General features: G+C 64.5%; 19 protein-coding genes and 1 pseudogene. 16 read left to right on the top strand and 4 right to left on the bottom strand.

Going from position 1 to position 18,781, the window contains the following annotated elements; genetic code table 11:
- Positions 1-184: 184 nt before the first annotated feature.
- Positions 185-1,378 (bottom strand): porin, encoded by a 1,194-nt coding sequence (locus tag AWB79_RS20825; protein WP_061169332.1) that lies wholly within the window; start codon positions 1,376-1,378, stop codon positions 185-187.
- Between the two features lie 399 nt (positions 1,379-1,777).
- Between AWB79_RS20825 and AWB79_RS20820 the strand changes: the two genes are divergently transcribed.
- The 11 genes and pseudogenes from AWB79_RS20820 to AWB79_RS20765 all read left to right on the top strand — a co-directional run.
- Entirely contained in the window at positions 1,778-2,719 is a 942-nt protein-coding gene (locus tag AWB79_RS20820; protein WP_061169420.1) for a TauD/TfdA dioxygenase family protein, read from the top strand.
- A gap of 14 nt (positions 2,720-2,733) precedes the next feature.
- Positions 2,734-3,747, top strand: a complete 1,014-nt coding sequence (locus AWB79_RS20815; RefSeq protein ID WP_061169331.1) for an ABC transporter substrate-binding protein — start codon at positions 2,734-2,736, stop codon at positions 3,745-3,747.
- A 19-nt stretch (positions 3,748-3,766) separates the two neighbouring features.
- A complete protein-coding gene (locus tag AWB79_RS20810) occupies positions 3,767-4,567 on the top strand; it encodes an ABC transporter ATP-binding protein (protein WP_061169330.1) in 801 nt (266 codons plus the stop codon).
- 21 nt (positions 4,568-4,588) lie between these two features.
- Positions 4,589-5,380, top strand: coding sequence for an ABC transporter permease (locus tag AWB79_RS20805; RefSeq protein ID WP_061169329.1), 792 nt, complete (start codon positions 4,589-4,591; stop codon positions 5,378-5,380).
- Entirely contained in the window at positions 5,377-6,993 is a 1,617-nt protein-coding gene (locus AWB79_RS20800; RefSeq protein ID WP_082862406.1) for an FAD-dependent oxidoreductase, read from the top strand. Before AWB79_RS20805 ends, AWB79_RS20800 begins: the two co-directional genes overlap by 4 nt.
- Positions 6,990-7,313, top strand: a complete 324-nt coding sequence (locus tag AWB79_RS20795; protein WP_061169327.1) for a 4Fe-4S dicluster domain-containing protein — start codon at positions 6,990-6,992, stop codon at positions 7,311-7,313. Before AWB79_RS20800 ends, AWB79_RS20795 begins: the two co-directional genes overlap by 4 nt.
- 216 nt (positions 7,314-7,529) lie before the next feature.
- The gene (locus AWB79_RS20785) at positions 7,530-8,351 is read left to right on the top strand and encodes an ABC transporter substrate-binding protein (RefSeq protein WP_061169419.1); all 822 of its coding nucleotides are present in this window, start codon (positions 7,530-7,532) and stop codon (positions 8,349-8,351) included.
- Between the two features lie 12 nt (positions 8,352-8,363).
- A complete protein-coding gene (locus AWB79_RS20780; protein WP_061169325.1) occupies positions 8,364-9,095 on the top strand; it encodes an amino acid ABC transporter permease in 732 nt (243 codons plus the stop codon).
- Entirely contained in the window at positions 9,092-9,787 is a 696-nt protein-coding gene (locus AWB79_RS20775; RefSeq protein WP_061169324.1) for an amino acid ABC transporter permease, read from the top strand. The genes AWB79_RS20780 and AWB79_RS20775 overlap by 4 nt, the downstream gene beginning before the upstream one ends.
- A 54-nt stretch (positions 9,788-9,841) precedes the next feature.
- Positions 9,842-10,102 (top strand): hypothetical protein, encoded by a 261-nt coding sequence (locus AWB79_RS20770; RefSeq protein WP_061169323.1) that lies wholly within the window; start codon positions 9,842-9,844, stop codon positions 10,100-10,102.
- A 113-nt stretch (positions 10,103-10,215) separates the two neighbouring features.
- Positions 10,216-11,128: pseudogene (locus tag AWB79_RS20765) on the top strand (LLM class flavin-dependent oxidoreductase); the annotation flags it as partial.
- 18 nt (positions 11,129-11,146) lie between these two features.
- On the opposite strand, the gene AWB79_RS20760 reads toward AWB79_RS20765, so the two are convergent.
- Genes AWB79_RS20760 through tauA form a run of 3 tightly spaced genes read right to left on the bottom strand, consistent with a single transcriptional unit; the run spans position 11,147 to position 13,829 of the window.
- Complete coding sequence (locus tag AWB79_RS20760; RefSeq protein WP_061169322.1) at positions 11,147-12,022, bottom strand: ABC transporter permease subunit; 876 nt, start codon at positions 12,020-12,022, stop codon at positions 11,147-11,149.
- Positions 12,019-12,798, bottom strand: a complete 780-nt coding sequence (locus AWB79_RS20755) for a taurine ABC transporter ATP-binding protein (protein WP_061169321.1) — start codon at positions 12,796-12,798, stop codon at positions 12,019-12,021. Before AWB79_RS20755 ends, AWB79_RS20760 begins: the two co-directional genes overlap by 4 nt.
- Positions 12,795-13,829 carry a taurine ABC transporter substrate-binding protein gene (gene tauA / locus AWB79_RS20750; protein WP_061169320.1) on the bottom strand — a complete coding sequence of 345 codons (1,035 nt, stop codon included), beginning with the start codon at positions 13,827-13,829 and terminating at the stop codon, positions 12,795-12,797. The genes AWB79_RS20755 and tauA overlap by 4 nt, the downstream gene beginning before the upstream one ends.
- 284 nt (positions 13,830-14,113) lie before the next feature.
- Here tauA and AWB79_RS20745 point away from each other — a divergent pair, with 284 nt between their 5' ends.
- The 5 genes from AWB79_RS20745 (at position 14,114) to AWB79_RS20725 (ending at position 18,763) form a co-directional block, all read left to right on the top strand.
- Positions 14,114-14,581: a rhodanese-like domain-containing protein gene (locus AWB79_RS20745; RefSeq protein WP_061169319.1), complete on the top strand. Its 468-nt coding sequence runs from the start codon at positions 14,114-14,116 to the stop codon at positions 14,579-14,581.
- 31 nt (positions 14,582-14,612) lie between these two features.
- Positions 14,613-15,557, top strand: a complete 945-nt coding sequence (epsC, locus tag AWB79_RS20740; RefSeq protein ID WP_061169318.1) for a serine O-acetyltransferase EpsC — start codon at positions 14,613-14,615, stop codon at positions 15,555-15,557.
- Positions 15,554-15,784, top strand: a complete 231-nt coding sequence (locus AWB79_RS20735) for a helix-turn-helix domain-containing protein (protein WP_061169317.1) — start codon at positions 15,554-15,556, stop codon at positions 15,782-15,784. Before epsC ends, AWB79_RS20735 begins: the two co-directional genes overlap by 4 nt.
- 98 nt (positions 15,785-15,882) lie before the next feature.
- Positions 15,883-16,815 (top strand): family 2A encapsulin nanocompartment shell protein, encoded by a 933-nt coding sequence (locus AWB79_RS20730; RefSeq protein WP_061169316.1) that lies wholly within the window; start codon positions 15,883-15,885, stop codon positions 16,813-16,815.
- A complete protein-coding gene (locus tag AWB79_RS20725; protein ID WP_061169315.1) occupies positions 16,790-18,763 on the top strand; it encodes a family 2A encapsulin nanocompartment cargo protein cysteine desulfurase in 1,974 nt (657 codons plus the stop codon). The genes AWB79_RS20730 and AWB79_RS20725 overlap by 26 nt, the downstream gene beginning before the upstream one ends.
- The last annotated feature ends 18 nt before the right edge of the window (positions 18,764-18,781 follow it).

Raw genomic sequence — 18,781 nt, 5'->3', positions numbered from 1 at the left:
AGCGGACCTCGACTTAGGCGTTGCGCACTGGCAGTGCTCCGTTGCTGTCAGGTCCGCGAGTACCGCATATTTCCCTTCGCAGCACCGAAAGTACGATACGTCGGCCGTTTCAAGGTGCAAACGAATGGATTATTCGATCGTTATCAGCACGGCTGCGTCGAGCTTATGACAGATGCGGCAACCCTCAGAAGCGCACGCGCACGCCGCCGAACGCCGCCACTTGTCGGTTCGTCGATGAAGGCGTGCCCGCATCGGCGATAGCGGCGATCTTCTGATAGCCGTTGCCGACGCGCGTCGAGGCATCGCCCGCCGCGAGCTGATAGACGCCCGATAGATAGAGGTCCGTGCGCTTCGACAACGCGTAGTCGACTCCCAGCGTGAATTGGTGCCAACGCGGTTTGAGCGTCGCGCCGCCGGTTCCGGGCTGACTGTTGGCGCGGCCATCGGTGAAGCTGTAGACGCCGATCAGCGTCGTTGCGGCTGTAATGTTGTAGCGCCCATTCACGTCGTAGTTGTTGAATTTGCGCGACGAGCCGTCGTTGTAGTCGAGTTGCGTGTGGCTCCATGCAAACCCGATCGTCGCCAGCGTTCCGAACGCATAGTTGCCGCCTGCGACTCCAACCTGCTGACGCCTGACGCCGCCGTTGACTCCATAGAAGAACGCGCCGCTGTAGTCATCGCCGGAGGTGCTGGATGCACCGCCGATCGCACCGCTCGTGTTCGAGACGGCATTCGGATGATTGAGCAGCAGATAGCCCGCGCCGAGTTGCAACGGCCCGTTGGCGTATCTCCCCGACACGCCCCACGCGCGGTTGTTGCCGAAGCCCGTGCCCCCGCCGCCGTTGGCCTGATTGCTAAACCCATAGAGCGCATCGACCGTGATGCCCGCAATCGTATCGCTCTTGAACTTCACGGCATTGTTGATACGGAAGGTCTGATTCAGATTGTCGTTATCGCCGACGTGTGTGGCGGGCGACCAGAATCCCGGCCCAGCGAACAGCGCGACGAGATCCGTGTTCGGATCGTACTGACGCCCCAGCGTCAGCGTTCCGATGCCCGTCTTCGCCACGCCCACATACGCTTGTCGCCCAAACTCGCGTCCCCCCTGAGCGAGAGTGCCATCGTTGACTCGATAGCCGTTTTCTAGCGTGAACAGCGCCTTGTAACCACCGCCGAGATCTTCGACGCCCTTCAGACCCCAGCGGCTGCCGTTGAGCTTGCCGGTCGTCGCCTGCACGTTGGACGCGCCGCGTTGATTGTTCGTATAGGCGATGCCGGCATCGATGAGCCCGTACAAGGTGACGGAACTCTGTGCCTGAACGATGCCGGGAAGGGCAACCAATAAGCCAGCGGCGCCGGCGAGTGCGACTCGTTTTATTCGCTCCCTTTGGATAGGGATTAACCATGAGTTTCGAAGGAAGCCGGATATTACGGTCGCACTTAACGAAGTCGAACGAACGAATTCTTATTTGTAATGTACCAAACGGGTCATTTCGATTCCGAGTCGGTTGATCGAATCGAGTGAAGCGAGGACCAGAGGTTGTGGTCCGCGAATCGCCTTCTGAAGCGGCATGTGGGCGTGCGCCTGCGATAGACGCAAACTAAAAACATAGGACATCCGCTGGAAATGCGTAAATAACGCATTGCACGAAGCATTGGAGTGCAGACGTGAAGAACGTCTTCGGCGATCCGCTCATACGCTTGCACGTAAAGCTTCGTTGCGAAGCACCGCCACCCGATGGTCTGATTGAACGACTCAACGACCACGGAGAAGCTCATGAGCACGGTGCTGGATCATCGGGAGGCGCAGTCGCAAACGGAAGGCCATCAGGATTTGCGCGTGCGGCGTTACAAGCCGCTCGTCGGCGCAGTCATCGAGAACGTCGATCTCGCGGCGCCGCTCAGCGAGGACAATCGGCAAACGTTGCGTCAGGCGCTCGTCGATCATGGCGTGATTTTTTTTCGTGAACAGGTGCTCACGTCCGAACAGCACGTGGCGCTCGCGCGCATCTTCGGCAATCCGATCCGCAAGAACGTCTATCTGCCAGCCGTCTCGGGCTTTCCCGAGATCGAGGTCATTGCTCACGGCGGCGACAAGACCCGCTCGGGCGGCACGGATAACTGGCACGTCGATGTTTCGTGGCAGCATCAGCCGCCCAAGGCCACGGTGCTCCATGCGCAGGAGATTCCCGAAGGCGGTGGCGGCGACACGATCTGGGCCTCGTCGTCGGCAGTCTACGACCTGCTCGATCCCGATCTGGCCAACTACTTCGAAAAGCTGACTGCGGTGAACACGTTCGTCGCGTCGCCGAAAAAGGACGCGCTGGCGGATCTGCTGAGCGGCTATGAGATTCCCGAAGGCACGCAAGAAACCAGCGTCGAAGCCGGACTCGCGCGCTTTCGCGATGCCGCGCAGAAGTATCCGCCGATCGAAGTTCCCGTCATCAAGACGCATCCCGAGAACGGGCGCAAGCTCGTGTTCGTCAACGAAGGACACACGAGTCATATTCTCGGCGTCTCGAAGACACAGAGCCAGAATCTGCTCAACTATCTCTACGACCTGATCAAGACACCGGAAGTGCAGGCGCGCTTCGAATGGAAGCAGGGCGATGTCGCCATCTGGGACAACCGTCAGGTGCAGCACTACGCGGCGCGCGATTACGGCGCGGCGAAGCGGCGGATTCATCGCATCACGCTCGAACACGACGGCGTGTTTTAACTGGAGGCGCGCGCGTGACTGTCATCAAGCGAATCATTCATGCAGCGTTGCCCGTCGTCGCGTTCGCCGCGAGCGCGACGGCGGTATCCGCGCAAACGGCCGAGAAGCTCGAATTGCGCTATCAGGGCTGGGCGAGCAAGGTCCTGTATCCCGAGCTTGCCGAAGACCTGGGTTATCTCGCGCCGATCAAGCTCAAGTGGATCGGCAACACGACCAGCGGGCCGCAGGACATTCAGGCGGCCGTGACAGGCGATGTCGATTTCGGCGGCGCGTTCAACGGGTCGATCGTCAAGCTGATCGCGGCGCACGCGCCGGTGAAGGCGGTGATTTCGTATGTCGGCACGGACAAGGAGACCAACGGCGGTCTCTTCGTCTTGCAGGACAGCGCAATCAAGGGGCCGCGCGATCTTGTCGGCAGAAAGATCGGCGTCAATACGCCCGGTGCGTATCAGCAGTATCTCGTGACCGCGTATTTGCAGAAGTCGGGGCTGTCTCAGGCCGATATCGACAAGGTCACGTTCGTGCCCGCGCCTCCGGTGAACCTGGCACAACTGCTCAAGCAAAAGCAGCTCGATGCCGTGTTCCTTGAAGACATCATCAAGGACAAGCTCATCGCCGATGGCGGCGCGCGTCTGCTCACGACCGACTACGCGCAGTTCGGCTCTTACGGCTATGCGAGCTATCTGTTCACCAACCGCTTCATTGCGCAGAACCCGGACACGGTCCGCAAGTTCGTCGACGGTACCGCGCGCGCGATCGAATGGACGCGCACGACGCCGCGCGATGAAGTCGTCGCACGCCTGAAGAAGATCGTCGAGGCGCGGCATCGCAATGAAGATACGTCGATCGTCAACTACTGGAAGTCGCCGGGCGTGGGCAGCAAGGGCGGCGTGATCGCGTCCGAGGACTTCACGACCTATATCGACTGGTATGTGAAGAACGGCGTGCTCAAGCCCAGACAGGTGACGCCGGACGCAGTCTATTCGAACCAGTTCAATCCGTTCAATCAGGCAGTGGCCAGCCACTGATGCATCGGGAGGCGCAGCTATGAGTGCATCGATCGAGGTGCGCAATGTCGCGAAGGGATATCGCGTGAATCAGCGAGATCGCTTCGCGGTGCTCGATGACGTTTCCTTTCATGTGGCGGCGGGCGAGTTCGTCTCGCTCGTAGGCCCGAGCGGATGCGGCAAGACCACGCTGCTCGATCTCATCGGGGGACTGACGCCGCCGGATTCGGGCGACATTCTGATCGGCGGCCGCGCGGTCGAAGGGCCGGGACTGGATCGTGGCATCGTGTTTCAGCAGTACGCGCTGTTTCCGTGGAAGACTGCGCTCGGCAATGTCGCGTTTGGCCTGGAAGCGAAGGGCGTCGCGAAAGCGGAGCGTGATGCGCGGGCGCGGCGCTTTCTGGAACTCGTGGGTCTCGACGAGTTCGCCGACCGTTATCCGCATCAATTGTCGGGCGGCATGAAGCAGCGCGTAGCCATCGCGCGTTCGCTCGCTTACGAACCCGATGTGCTGCTGATGGACGAACCCTTCGCCGCACTCGATGCGCAGACGCGCGAATCCTTGCAGGACGAATTGCTGCGCATCTGGAAACGCACGGGGACGACCATCGTCTTCATCACGCATTCGATCGACGAAGCCATCTATCTCGGTCAGCGCGTGCTGGTCATGGCGCCGACGCCCGGGCGCATCACGCATGTGCTGCCGGTGAACGTGCCGAAGAACGATACGAGCGAGGACGTGCGCGCAACGCCCGAGTTCGTGCGCTTGCGGCACGAGATCTGGCAACTCATCCGCTCGCGTCGCGGCGCGGGACATTTGCAGGTCGCGCAGGCGGCCTGATCCAACTTCGAAGGAGAATCGATGAGTACGGTTATCGCAGCGCCCGCGCGGCTCGCGTGGGGCGTGCCGCGCGCGGTTCGGTCGAGCATCGCCATCGTGGCGTTCGTGGCGCTGTGGGAAGCGCTGCCGCGTCTGAACTGGGTCGATGCGACTTTTCTGCCGCCGTTTTCCGTGGTGCTTCGCGCGTTGTACGACATGGCGCTCTCGGGCGAGTTGTGGCTGCATCTGCTCGCCAGCGCGGCGCGCGCGCTGAGCGGCTTCGCCATCGCGGTCGCGATCGGCGTGCCGCTGGGCTTGTTCATCGGCTGGTATCGCACACTGGCCGAAGTGCTCGATCCGCTGCTCGAACTGTTTCGCAATACCGCGCCGCTCGCCTTGCTGCCGGTGTTCGTGCTCGTGCTCGGCATGGGCGAAACGTCGAAGGTGTCGATGGTTGTCTATTCGTGTATCTGGCCCGTCGTGCTCAACACCGTGAGCGGCGTGCGCAACGTCGATCCGCTGCTGATCCGCTCCGCGCGATCGATGGGCCTCGGGCCGCTGAAATTGTTCGTCAAGGTCGTGTTGCCCGCGTCGGTGCCCTCGGTGTTCACGGGCATCCGCATCGCGGGCGCCTATTCGATACTCGTGCTCATCGCGGCGGAAATGGTCGGGGCGAAGGCGGGCCTCGGCTATCTCGTCAACTATTCGCAATTCACCTTCGAGATTCCGAAGATGTACGCGGGCATCATCACGCTGGCGTTGCTCGGGCTCGCCTTCAATCAGACGGTGTTGTTCGCCGAGAAGCGGCTCGCCGCATGGAAGGAGCAGGCATGACGCAACGCGTTGGCGTATCCGGTGGACAAGGTCACGACAACGCGGACGTGCTCGTGATCGGCGGCGGACCGGCGGGCACGTGGGCCGCGCTCGGCGCCGCCGCGACAGGCGCGCGCGTGGTGCTCGCGGACAAGGGCTTTTGCGGTACATCGGGCGCGACGGCGCCCTCGGGCACCGGCGTCTGGTATGTGCCGCGCGACAAGGAAGCGCGCGAACGCGCCAGGGCGAGCCGCTACGCACTCGGCGGCGAACTCGCCGAACACGCGTGGATGGATCGCGTGCTGGAGCAGACGTACATCAACTGCGAGCAACTGGCGGAATGGGGCTATCCGTTTCCCATCGACGCTGCCGGCAACGCGCGCCGCACCTCGTTGCAGGGCCCCGAGTACATGCGGCTGATGCGCAAGCGCGTGAAGGAAGGGGGCGTGCGCATTCTCGATCACAGTCCGGCCCTGGAACTGCTCGTCGACGAGGGCGGCGCGGTGGCGGGCGCGGCGGGCGTGCATCGGCAGACGGACGAGAGCTGGCGCGTGCGGGCGGGCAGCGTCGTCATCGCGACGGGCGGCTGTGCGTTCCTGAGCAACGCGCTCGGCTGCAACGTGCTGACGGGCGATGGCCATCTGATGGCCGCCGAAGCTGGCGCCGAATTCTCCGGCATGGAGTTTTCGAACGCATACGGTCTGGGGCCGGCGTTTTCATCGGTGACGAAATCGCTGTTCTACAACTGGGCCACTTTTTACGATGCAACCGGCGCGGCGATCCCCGGCGCGGGTTCGTCGCACGGACGCGGGGTTATCGCGAAGACGCTGGAGTCGCAGCAGGTGTTCGCATGCCTCGACCGCGCCGATGCCGACATTCGCGCGTGGATGCGCCGCTCGCAACCGAACTTCTTTCTGCCGTTCGACCGGATGAACGTCGATCCCTTTACGCAGCATTTCCCGATCACGTTGCGGCTCGAAGGCACCGTGCGCGGCACGGGCGGCCTGCACGTGACCGACGCGACCTGCGCGACCTCCGTTCCCGGCCTCTACGCCGCCGGCGACGCCGCCACGCGCGAGCTGATCTGCGGCGGCTTCACGGGCGGCGGCAGCCACAACGCCGCATGGGCGATGTCGTCGGGCCTGTGGGCAGGCGCGGGCGCGGGCGATCACGCCCGCGCGGTGCGCGCCCGGCGCACGCCGCGCGCGCTGCTCCGCGCAGGCGGCGCGGCCTTGCGCGACGGCGGCGGGAACGCGCCCGTCGATGCCGCCGCGATCATCCGCGCGGTGCAGGACGAGGTGCTGCCGACGCAGCGCAACTGGACGCGTCGCGCGGATCTGCTCGAAGACTCGCTCGGGCGCCTCGATACGCTGTGGCATCGCGTGCGAGGCGCGGCGGTATCGGATCGAAACCAGGCGGTGCGCGCGCGCGAAGCTGCCGCGATGCTCGCCGTGTCGCGCTGGATGTATCGCAGCGCGCTCGCCCGCACGGAGACGCGCGGCATGGCGCGCCGTCACGATTACGCATCGGCGGATGCGGCGCAGCGGCATCGTCTGCTGAGCGGCGGTCTCGACGAAGTCTGGGTCGCGCGCCACGCGGTGCGTCAGGTAGCGAAGGAGGATGTGGCCGCATGATCGAACTCATCGATAACGAACGCTGCACCGGCTGCGACATCTGCGTGCGCGTGTGCCCGACCAATGTGTTCGATGCATCGGCACGGTCGGACGGCGCGCCGGTCATCGCGCGGCAGGACGACTGTCAGACGTGCTTCATGTGCGAGCTGTACTGCCCCGAAGATGCGCTGTACGTCGCGCCTCAGACGACATCCGGCGCGAACGTCGACAGAGCGGCGACGCTCACGGGCAGTTATCGGCAAGTCATTGGCTGGCGTCGCGGCCAGCGTTCGAGTGCGGCGGATGACGCGAGCTACGAACTGCTGAGCCGCGCGCACTGAGAAAGCTGCATCGAAGGGCGAACGCCGCATGCATCGACGTTCGAGTCGATCACGCGTAAGCGCACGACTGCGCGCATCTCGCCAAATCGCGCTGCCTTCTTTCGACGTGACAAAAACTTCGTTCCGTCGGGGCCGCCGCGCCGATAGAGTGCGAGCCTCGTCATCATGCCGACGCATCGCGACGCGCATCGGCGCAACAAACAAGGAATCTCATCAATGAAAATCAAGACCTGGGGCGCGGTGCTTGCGGCACTGCTGGCGGTGGCTTCGACTGGCGCGCACGCGGACCGGCTGGACGACATCAAAAGGGCGGGCGTGCTGCGCGTCGCGGCATTCGACAGCAATCCGCCGTTCGGCTTCGTCGATCCGAAGGACAACCAGATCGTCGGTCTCGATGTCGATTACGCGCACGCCGTGGCGAAGAGTCTCGGCGTCAAGCTGGAAGTGCAGCCGACCAATCCGGCCAATCGCATCGCGTTCCTGAAGTCGGGCAAGGTCGATCTTGTCTTCGCCAACTTCACCATCACCGACGAACGCAAAAAGGAAGTCGATTTCAGCACGCCGTACTTCGCATCGGGCACGCAGTTCATCGCGAAGAAGGGCGTGCTGAAGTCACCCGATCAACTCAACAGCCTGCGCATCGGCGCGGACAAGGGCACGACCAACGAACAGCAGGTGCGTGCGAAATTCCCGAGCGCGACTATCGTCGCTTATGACGACACGCCTTTCGCGTTCGCCGCGCTGCGCACGGGCAACGTGCAGGCGATCACGCAGGACGGGCCGAAACTGGTCGCGCTGCTCGCACGCGTGCCGGACAAGGCCAGCTACGAGATTCCCGCCTTCACCATCTCCAACGACTACGAAGGCGTCGGTGTGCCGAAGGGCGAGACGCGTTTGCTCGATGCCGTGAACGGCACGCTCACGAAGCTCGAAACGGACGGCGACGCCACGCGCATCTACGACAAGTGGTTCGGGCCGAAGAGCGCCGCGCCGCTGCCTCGGCTGTTCAAGATCGGCGATCCGCAGAAGAACGGCTGATCGCTGTCGATAATGCATAGCTGGCTCGATCCGAAATATCTCGCGTGGCTGGAGCAGGGCCTTGTCGTCACGCTGATCCTTTCCATGTGCGCGGCGATCTGCGCGACACTGCTCGGCTTCGTGCTGGCCATCGCGCGCACTTCGCGAAATGCAGCGCTTGCACGCGTTGCGGCATCCTATGTCTTCGTCTTTCGCAATTCGCCGCTGCTCGTGCAACTGCTCTTCTGGTATTTCGGCGCAGCCGCCTTGCTGCCGTCCGACTGGATGACGTGGCTCAACACGCCGCATGCTGCGACGCTCGGGCCAATCACGTTGCGCTGGCCGAGTTTTGAGTTGTTCGCCGGCTGGGTCGGATTGACGTGCTACACGACGGCGTTTATCGGCGAGGAGTTTCGCGCGGGGATGCGCGGCGTGAGTGCCGCGCAGGAGCAGGCGGCGGCCGCGCTCGGCATGAGCCGTTACGCTGCGCTGCGCTATGTGATCCTTCCGCAGGCGTTGCGGATCGCGACGCCGCCGCTCGCGGGGCAGTACATGAACGTCGTGAAGAACTCGTCGCTGACTATGGCCATCGGGGTCGCAGAGCTTTCTTACATGTCGCGTCAGATCGATACCGAGAGCTTCCGGACGTTCCAGGCATTCGGCACGGCGACGGCGTTCTATGTCCTGACGATCGCTGTCATCGAGGTGGCGCTGGTCGTCTGGCAGCGTACCGGTGTGCACGCGCTCCACCGAGGCCATGCATGACCGACTTCGACTGGCTTGCCTCGCTGCGCTATCTCCTGCTCGGCGCGTTCCCTTCGGGGCCGTTGGGCGGGATTGCGCTGACGGTGGCGCTCTCGGTTGCCTCTGCCTTGCTCGCGGCGATCGTCGGCCTCGCGGGCGGCATCGCGCTCGCCATGACGAGCGGCTTTGTGCAACTCGCATTGACCGCGATCGTCGCATTCTTTCGCGCCATTCCCGTGCTGATGCTGATCTTCTGGACCTTCTTTCTGATGCCGATTCTGCTGCACGTGAACGTGCCCGGACTCGCGACGGTCGTGTGCGCGCTGGCGCTGATCGGCGGCGCATATCTCTCGCATTCGGTGCATGCGGGCATCGTGTCGATCGGCAAGGGGCAGTGGCAGGCGTCGCTGTCGCTCGGGCTCACGCGCTGGCAGGCGCTGCGCGAAGTCGTGCTGCCGCAGGCCGTGCGCGTGATGATGCCGTCGTTCGTCAATCAATGGGTGTCGCTTATCAAGGACACGTCGCTCGCGTATATCGTCGGCGTGCCGGAATTCACGTTCCTCGCCAATCAGCTCAATAACCGCCTGATGGTCTATCCCGCACAGATATTTCTGTTCGTCGGCTTCGTCTATCTGATGCTGTGCGGCGCGCTGCAAGGGCTTGCACATGAGCTGCTTGCGCCTGCAATGCATCGCAGAAAAACTCGTTTGTGAAATGCATCGTGCGGGCCTAGATTGAGAGCCATCATTTTTCGAAGGTAGCGAGTCATGGCGCAACTCCTGACGCATTACTGGCACATCCTGTCCAACCGCTTCGACCAGTCGGGCGAGCAACGTTTCCTGCGCGAAGCGAGGCGCGCGATGGGCGCATGCGCGTGCGATGCGCCGCCCCCGATCACGCCCGGCAAAGATGATGCGAGCCGCACCGAGCGGCTCAGATACATCGCCTTGTTCGCCCAGGCCGGGTACTTCAACATGGGTCATGCCGTCGATCTGTGCCAGCCGCCGGTCGAACTCCCGCCTTTCTGAATTTGCCGGGGCGCGGCTTAGCAACGTCAGGCCTATCCATAGCTGCATTCGATGGTTAGCCCGTCGTGCGCGTGTCGCTGGACTCGGCGCGATTCGCTGCTTCGAAGTGCATGATGAGTCTCGACGTTTTCTGGTTCCTGCCCACCTCGGGCGACACACGCTACCTGGGCGTGTCGGATTTCGGCCGCGCACCGACCAACGCTTACATGCGGCAGATCGCCGTCGCCGCCGATGAGCTGGGCTACGATGGCCTGCTGGTTCCGACCGGCAGCAGTTGCCTCGATCCATGGGTGACCGCGGCGAGTCTCGCGCCGGTCACGCGCCGCATCAAGCTGCTCGTCGCGCTGCGCACGTCGCTCGGAAACGTCACGGCGTCCGTGCGTAAGGCCGCCACGCTCGACGAAGCACTGGGCGGCCGGCTGCTGCTCAATGTCGTACAGGGCGGCGATGCGACCGAACTCGCCGCCGACGGCGTCTTTCTCGATCACGAAGCGCGCTACGAATACGCGGATGAATTCCTGCGCGTGTGGCGCACGCTCTTCACGGGCGAATCGATTGATTTCGACGGCGAGCATGTGCGCGTCCGAGGCGCGAAGAACTTCCATGAGCCCGTGCAGAAGCCTTATCCGCCGTTGTATTTCGGCGGCTCGTCAGAGGCCGCGCACGAGATTGCGGCGGAGCACGTCGATACGTATCTGACCTGGGGCGAGCCACCCGCCGCCGTCGCGAAGAAGTTCGCGGACGTGCGCGAGCGCGCTGCGCGCCGTGGCCGCACGGTGCGCTTCGGTGTGCGCCTGCATGTGATCGTGCGCGAGACGAACGAGGAAGCTTGGGCCGCGGCGGATTCCCTGATCAGCCGCCTGACCGACCAGGACATCGCGCAATCGCAGCAGAATTTCGCGAAGATGGATTCGGTCGGCCAGCGCCGTACTGGAGATCGGCCCGAACCTGTGGGCGGGCGTCGGGCTGGTGCGCGGCGGCGCGGGAACGGCGCTCGTCGGCGATGCGCGGACGGTGGCCGCGCGCTGAGGTCTCGCGGCGCGATCACCTTCCTTTCCACGGCACGAGCCGCCGCTCCAGCGCGCGCATGCCGAAGTCGAAGATCCACGCGATCGCGCCGATCAGCACGATGCCCATCACCACGACATCGGTGCGCAGAAAGCTCGACGCATTGAGCACCATCTGCCCGAGCCCGGCGGTCGCGGCGACCATCTCCGCAGCCACGAGCGTGGTCCAGCCGAAGCCGACCGCAATGCGCAAGCCCGTCAGGATTTCGGGCAGCGCGGCGGGCAGCACCACATGCCACACGATCTGCCTGAAGTTCGCGCCGAGCGACCACGCCGCGTTCACCTGTTCGGCGCTCGCGCTGCGCACACCCGCGCGTGCGGCCATCGCGATCGGCGCGAAGCACGCGAGCCAGATGACGACGATCTTCGCGGTCTCGTCGATGCCGAACCAGATCACGACGAGCGGCAGATACGCGAGCGGCGGCAGCGGCCGATAGAACTCGAGCGGCGGATCGAGCACGCCGCGCGCGATGCGGCTCACGCCCATCAGAATGCCGATCGGCACCGCCGTGACGACCGCCAGCGCGAATGCGCCGAACACGCGGATCGCGCTCCACAGCAGATGCTCGGAAAGCGGCAGTCCGCCTTGCAGCCGCCCGTGCGCGGCGTCGATAAAGGCGCGCCAAACCGCCTCGGGCGAGGGCAGAAAGAGCGGCGGCAGCCAATGAAAATGCGTGGCCGCCCACCAGAGCATGGAGAGCGTCGCCACGCACAGCACGCTGGGCGCGGCTGTCGGGCCCGCGCCCGGCATGCCCCGATAACGCGCGCCTCGTTTGACGCGGGCGGCGCGTCGTGCGATGCGCGGCGGTGCCGCGGCGCGCGACAGTCGCGCGTCCTGAGCGGGATGAGTCATGCCGCCTCCGTTTCAGTGCGATGCAGGCGGCGTGTCAACCGCTCCCGCCACTCGATGAACGCAGGCGATGACTTTACGGCGCGCGCATCGCGATCTCGGATGTATTCGCGCGAGAAGGGCAGTTCGTGCACTTCCTCGATGCGCCCCGGACCGGGCGTCATCAACACGAGCCGCGTCGCGAGGAAAAGCGCCTCCTCCACACTGTGCGTGATGAAGAACACCGTCTTGCCCGTGCGCGCCCAGACGTCGAGCACCAGTTCCTGCACGGTTTCGCGCGTGAGGGCGTCGAGCGCGCCCATCGGCTCGTCCATCAGCAGCACTTCGGGATCGCTCGCGAGCGCGCGCGCAATGCCCACGCGCTGCTGCATGCCGCCGGACAGCGCGTAGACCCTTGCGTGTTCATGCTGCGCGAGGCCGACGAGCGCGAGCGTGCGGCGTGCGATCTCGTGCCGCTCGCGGCGCTTCATGCCGCGAAACCGCAGGCCGAGCGCGACGTTGTCGAGCACGTCGAGCCACGGCATCAACGCATATTTCTGGAACACGACGCCGCGCTCCGCGCCCGGCCCGACGATCGGCTCGCCGTTGAGCGAGGCTTCGCCCTCGGTCGGATCGAGGAAACCGGCGAGGCAGTTGAGCAGCGTGGTCTTGCCGCATCCCGACGCGCCGAGCGCCACCACGAACTCGCCACTGCCGATCTGCAAGTCGACGCCCTTCAACGCGGGCGTGCTCGACCCTTCGTAAGTGACGCCGAGATTGCGGATGGAAAGCGACGTCATTTCGCGGCCTGCAGCGCGAAGCGCGGATCGACGCCGGTCGAGTAATCCGCGAGCACGTTCTGGATCGTGCCCTGCTGCTTGAGGAACTGCGCGGTCGCGGCGAGCGACTTCGCCGCGCCGGATTGCTGGCCGCCGCCGAGCCAGGTCGGCGACGCCTGTTCGCTCGCGTTCGGGAACGCGTAGAGCGCGAGGCTCGCGGGCACGTCGGCGGCAGCCGCGCCCGACTCCTGCGCGACCGCCTGAACCTGCTTCGAACCGGCGCTCCAGTCGGCCTTGTGATCGCGGTATTGCGCGTCGGTTTCGGCGAGTACCTTGACGAGACCGTTCAGAAACCCGGGATTGTCGTGCGCGAACTTGCGCGAGGCGACGAAGCCGTCGAAGGTCGCCTTGCCCGATTCGTTCGCGACCTGACCCGACGTGATCAGCACACGGCCGTTCTGCTTGACCTTGGCGAGCACGGGGTCCCAGATATAAGTCGCGTCGATATTGCCGCGCTCCCACGCGGCGGCGACTTCGGGCGGACGCAGATTGACGATCTTCACGGTCGACGGATCGACCCCCGCCTGCTGCAGCGCGACGAGCGCATGGAAATGCGACGTCGACACATAGGGCACGCCGAGTGTCTTGCCCTTCAGATCGGCGAGTTTCGTCACGCCGGAGCCGTTGCGCGCGACGAGTGCTTCGGCGTCGTTGATGTTGTCGAGAATCCAGAAGAGCGAGAGATCGACGCCTTGCGAAAGTCCAGCCGCAATCGGGCTCGATCCTGCTTCGCCGACCTGAATGGAGCCGGACGCGAGCGCGCGGATCACGTCCGCGCCACTACCGAGCTTGCGATACGTGACCTTGTAGCCCGTCGCCTTCTCGACGGCGCCGCTTGCCTGCGCATAGCGCCACGGCACGACCATGTCCTGATAGCCGATGACCACTTCGCGGGTTTCGGCCTGCGCGTAAACGGGAGCGAGCGCGACAGCGGCGAACAGGAAGGAAGCGATGCCTGCAATCAGCTTGCGCCGATGGATCGTGGGTTTCATGGAGCGTGCCGGATGGTGTGGTGAAGCCTTCGACTATAGGCACTTTGCGTGCCGCGGCTACGAATGAATTGTGCGTAACAAATGACGCGACACGCGCTTCGTATATACCGTTTTCCGAACTGCGCACGGTTCGATGCAAACCATCATTTGCAAATGAAAAATCCTTGGTTCTGCTTTCGGCCGATGTCTCGCATAGTCGGACGTGATGGCTATAGACGGCAAGGTTTCATAAGGCGGCTGTCGACGCCACCGCATCTGTGATGAATCGAGAAAACGGAGACGTCATGACCGACGAAGTACAGGAACGCATCATTCATCCCGCGCTGGAACGGGCGGGCGAAGCGGGCGCGGCGGGGCAATTGCCCTATGCGGGCAGCGTATCGCCGGCCGATGCATGGGCGCTCGCGCAAGCCGGCGACGCCGTGCTGGTGGACGTGCGCACGGCCGAAGAGCGCAAGTTCGTGGGCTACGTGCCCGAAAGCATTCACGTCGCGTGGGCGACGGGCACGAGTCTCACGCGCAATCCGCGCTTCGTTCGCGAACTGGAAGCGAAGACCGGCAAGGATGCGGTCGTGCTGCTGCTGTGCCGCAGCGGCAAACGCTCGGCGGCGGCGGCCGAAGCCGCGACGAAAGCGGGCTTCACGCATGCGTTCAACGTGAGCGAAGGATTCGAAGGCGAACTGGACGAACAACAGCGGCGCGGCACGCAAAACGGCTGGCGCTATCTCGGCTTGCCCTGGGTTCAGGACTAGAGCGGGCTCATTACATCGAAAGGACTGCACTGTGGCTGTATTCGACATCGACGACATCGTCCAATCGCTTCAGACGGTCCGCCAGCAGTGGCGGGAAGTGCAGAAGCGCTCGCTCGAACCGGGCGGCCGCGAGCTTCCCGCGCGCGAGGCGCTCGGCGATATCATCGGCGCGCTGAAAGGCGCGCTCTTTCCGATGCGGCTCGGACCGCCCGACCTGCGTCAGGAAAGCGAAAACTTCTACGTCGGCCACGCGCTCGACTTCGCGCTTCAGGGCCTGCTCGTGCAGGCGAAGCTGGAGCTGCAGTACAAGGCGCGTCATCTGCCACGCGACGATCACGCGATCGAAACACGCGCGAGCAATGCGGTACGTGGGTTCGCGAGCACGTTGCCGCGCATTCGCAGCCTGCTCGACAGCGACATTCTCGCGGCCTATCAGGGCGATCCGGCGGCGGGCAGCGTCGATGAAGTGCTGCTCTGCTATCCCGGCATTCTCGTGATGATTCATCAACGCGTCGCGCACGAGCTTTATCGGCTCGGGTTACCGCTGCTCGCACGCATCGTCGCCGAACTCGCGCATGGGGAAACCGGCATCGACATTCATCCGGGCGCGCGTATCGGCTCGGGATTTTTCATCGATCATGGCACGGGGGTGGTGATCGGCGAGACGGCCGTCATCGGCAATCACGTGCGCATCTATCAGGCGGTGACGCTCGGCGCGAAGCGCTTTCCGCGCGACGCGCAAGGTCATCTGGAGAAAGGGCTCGCGCGTCATCCGATCGTCGAGGACGATGTCGTCATCTATGCGGGCGCGACGATCCTCGGACGCGTGACGCTCGGACGCGGCGCGGTGATCGGCGGCAACGTATGGCTCACGCATGATGTCGCGCCGGGCGCTTCGGTGACGCAAGCCTCGACACAAAGCGCCGAAGCGGCGACGCGCGCGCAGGCGGCGCACATCGAGCAGGTCGCGCCATGAGCACGCTCGTGCGCCACTTCGGCGCCACGGTGCGCGAACTGCGCGAATCGCAAGGCTGGACTCAGGAGCAACTCGCGGAATACGCGGGCCTGAACCGGTCGTATGTCGGGGAGATCGAGCGCGGCGCGTGCATCGCGTCCATCGTCACCGTCGACAAGATCGCGAAAGCGCTCGACGTGCCGATGGCCCGTCTTCTCGCGCCCATCCCGCACGACGAATCCGCCTGATGACGGCTATAGCATGTTGAACGGGGTTGGCGGCCTCGTGATAATGACGCCCGTTCATAAGCATTCCCGTTCTTCTTCTATCGACCCCGGAGCTATTCATGACCGCAACAGTCGGCGGCCCGACCGCGCTCGGCGATAACGCAGCACGGCAGTTAGCCAACGCCACCAAGACAGTCCCGCAGCTTTCGACGATCACGCCTCGCTGGCTCACGCATCTGCTGCAGTGGGTGCCGGTCGAGGCGGGCATCTATCGTCTGAATCAGGTGAAGAACCCGGAAGCGGTGCGCGCGCTTTGCACGCAACGCGAAGACGAAAGCATGCTGCCGCGCACCTTCGTGCCGTACGAAGAGCAGCCGCGCGAGTACTTCCTGAATGCGGTGAGCACCGTGCTCGACGTGCAGACGCGCGTGGCCGATCTGTACAGCAGCCCGCACGATCAGACGAAGGAACAGCTGCGCCTGACGATCGAGACGATCAAGGAGCTTCAGGAAAGCCAGCTCATCAACAATCCCGATTACGGCCTGCTCGCGAATGTCGCCGAAGAGCAGCGCGTGTTTCCGCTGACCGGCGCGCCGACGCCCGACGACCTCGACGAGCTGCTTGCGAAAGTCTGGAAGGAGCCCGCGTTCTTTCTGACGCATCCGCTCGCGATCGCCGCGTTCGGTCGTGAATGCACGCGCCGTGGCGTGCCGCCGCCGACGGTCAGCCTGTTCGGTTCGCAATTCCTGACGTGGCGCGGCATTCCGCTGATTCCGTCGGACAAGGTGCCGGTGGCCGACGGCAAGACCAAGATCCTGCTGCTGCGCGTGGGTGACAAGCGCCAGGGTGTGGTCGGGCTGTATCAGCCGGGCGTGGCGGGCGAGCAGGGTCCGGGATTGTCGGTGCGCTTCATGGGCATCAACAATCACGCGATCGCGTCGTACCTGATCTCGCTGTATTGCTCGCTCGCGGTGCATTCGCATGATGCGCTGGCCGTTCTGGATGACGTGGAGGTCGCCAAGTACCATGAGTATCCCGACACCTACCGATAACCCGTTGCGCCACGCCGTGCCTTCGCTTCCACAGGCGGATGCGCCCGCGGGCCTGCCCGATGTCGCGACGCTCGCGACGCTCGCGCGGCTCGCCAACGAGTTCTTCTCGAGCGTGCCGGGCAGCGGGACGCCGGCCGCCGCGAGCCTCGGCAGCGGCGCAGGCGAATCGGTTTCGGCGACGCTGCCCTTCACCGCGCCCGCGACGAGCATCGTGAGCAATCCCGCGCCGCCGGGCTCGCCGCTCGCGGGGCCTGGCGGCACGGGCACCGGCGTGCCGGGCCTGTCGATTCCGCCAGGCCACGCGCCGGGGACGAATCTCGCGCCTTCATCGCCGCTGCATGTGCTTGCGCTCGGCAATCGCGTGCCCGCGCTCGCGCCGCACGCGATCTCGCATGACGCCGTTCCGGATCTCGTTCAGACCGTCGCGCCCGCGATGGAGCCGCGCATAGGCGGCGCGGCGCTCGGCACGGAGCCGGTGCAGATCGAGCGTCCTTTCGCGCCGGGCGCGTTTACGTCGGGCTATTACTTTCTGAACGAGGGCGGTCAACCCGCGCATGTGCAGCGCGAGGCATTGAAACCGGGACAGGGCGTGACCGCCGAATCGTTCGGCTTGCCCGGCGACGATTTCCTGCGCTCGCTCGCCGTCGAGCGTCAAGGTACGACAAACACGACGCCGTATTACTTCGCCGAAGACGAGCGCAAGCCGGCGCCGTTTGCGAACTCTGCGCATCCGCCGTTCGATGTCAGCGCGATCCGCCGCGACTTCCCGATTCTTCAGGAGCGCGTGAACGGCAAACAGCTCGTCTGGTTCGACAACGCCGCGACGACGCAGAAGCCGCAGGCCGTCATTGACAGGCTCGCGTACTTCTATGCGCACGAGAACTCGAACATCCATCGCGCGGCGCATGCGATCGCGGGCCGCGCGACCGATGCCTACGAAGGCGCGCGCGAAACGGTGCGGCGCTTTCTCAACGCGGGATCGACGGAAGAGATCATCTTCGTGCGCGGCACGACCGAAGGCATCAATCTGGTCGCGAAGTCGTGGGGCGTGAAGAACGTGGGCGAGGGCGACGAGATCATCGTGTCGCATCTCGAACATCACGCGAACATCGTGCCGTGGCAGCAACTCGCGTCGGAGAAGGGCGCGAAGCTGCGCGTGATTCCCGTCGACGATTCGGGGCAGGTGCTGCTCAACGAGTATCAGCGCATGCTCAACGGGCGCACGAAGATAGTGTCCGTCACGCAGGTGTCGAATGCGCTCGGCACCGTCGTGCCGGTGCAGGAGATCGTCGCGATGGCGCATCGTGCGGGCGCGCGCGCGCTCGTCGATGGCGCGCAGTCGGTGTCGCACATGCGTGTCGATGTGCAAAGCATCGATGCCGATTTCTTCGTCTTCTCGGGCCACAAGATTTTCGGTCCGACGGGTATCGGCGCGGTGTACGGCAAGCGCGAAGTGCTGGAGGACATGCCGCCGTGGGAAGGCGGCGGCAACATGATCCAGGACGTGACGTTCGAGCGCACCGTGTTTCAGGGACCGCCGAACCGCTTCGAGGCGGGCACCGGCAATATCGCGGACGCGGTCGGACTCGGCGCGGCGCTCGATTACGTGACGCGCATCGGCATCGAGAACGTCGGGCGCTATGAGCACGATCTGCTCGCGTATGCGACGAACCTGCTGCGGCCGGTGCCCGGCGTGCGCCTGATCGGCACGGCGGACGACAAGGCGAGCGTGCTGTCCTTCGTGCTGAAAGGCTATGCGCCGGAAGAGGTGGGTCGGGCGTTGAACGAAGAGGGCATCGCGGTGCGTTCGGGACATCATTGCGCACAGCCGATCCTGCGGCGTTTCGGCGTCGAAGCGACGGTCCGGCCATCGCTCGCGTTCTATAACACCTGCGACGAGGTGGATCGCTTCATCTCGGTCGTGCGGCATCTTTCCGCGCGCCGATGAAACAAAGCGGCGCATGGT

The organism is Caballeronia hypogeia, from assembly GCF_001544875.2.
Lineage (GTDB): Bacteria > Pseudomonadota > Gammaproteobacteria > Burkholderiales > Burkholderiaceae > Caballeronia > Caballeronia hypogeia.
This window is presented reverse-complemented; position numbering and strand designations above follow the sequence as displayed.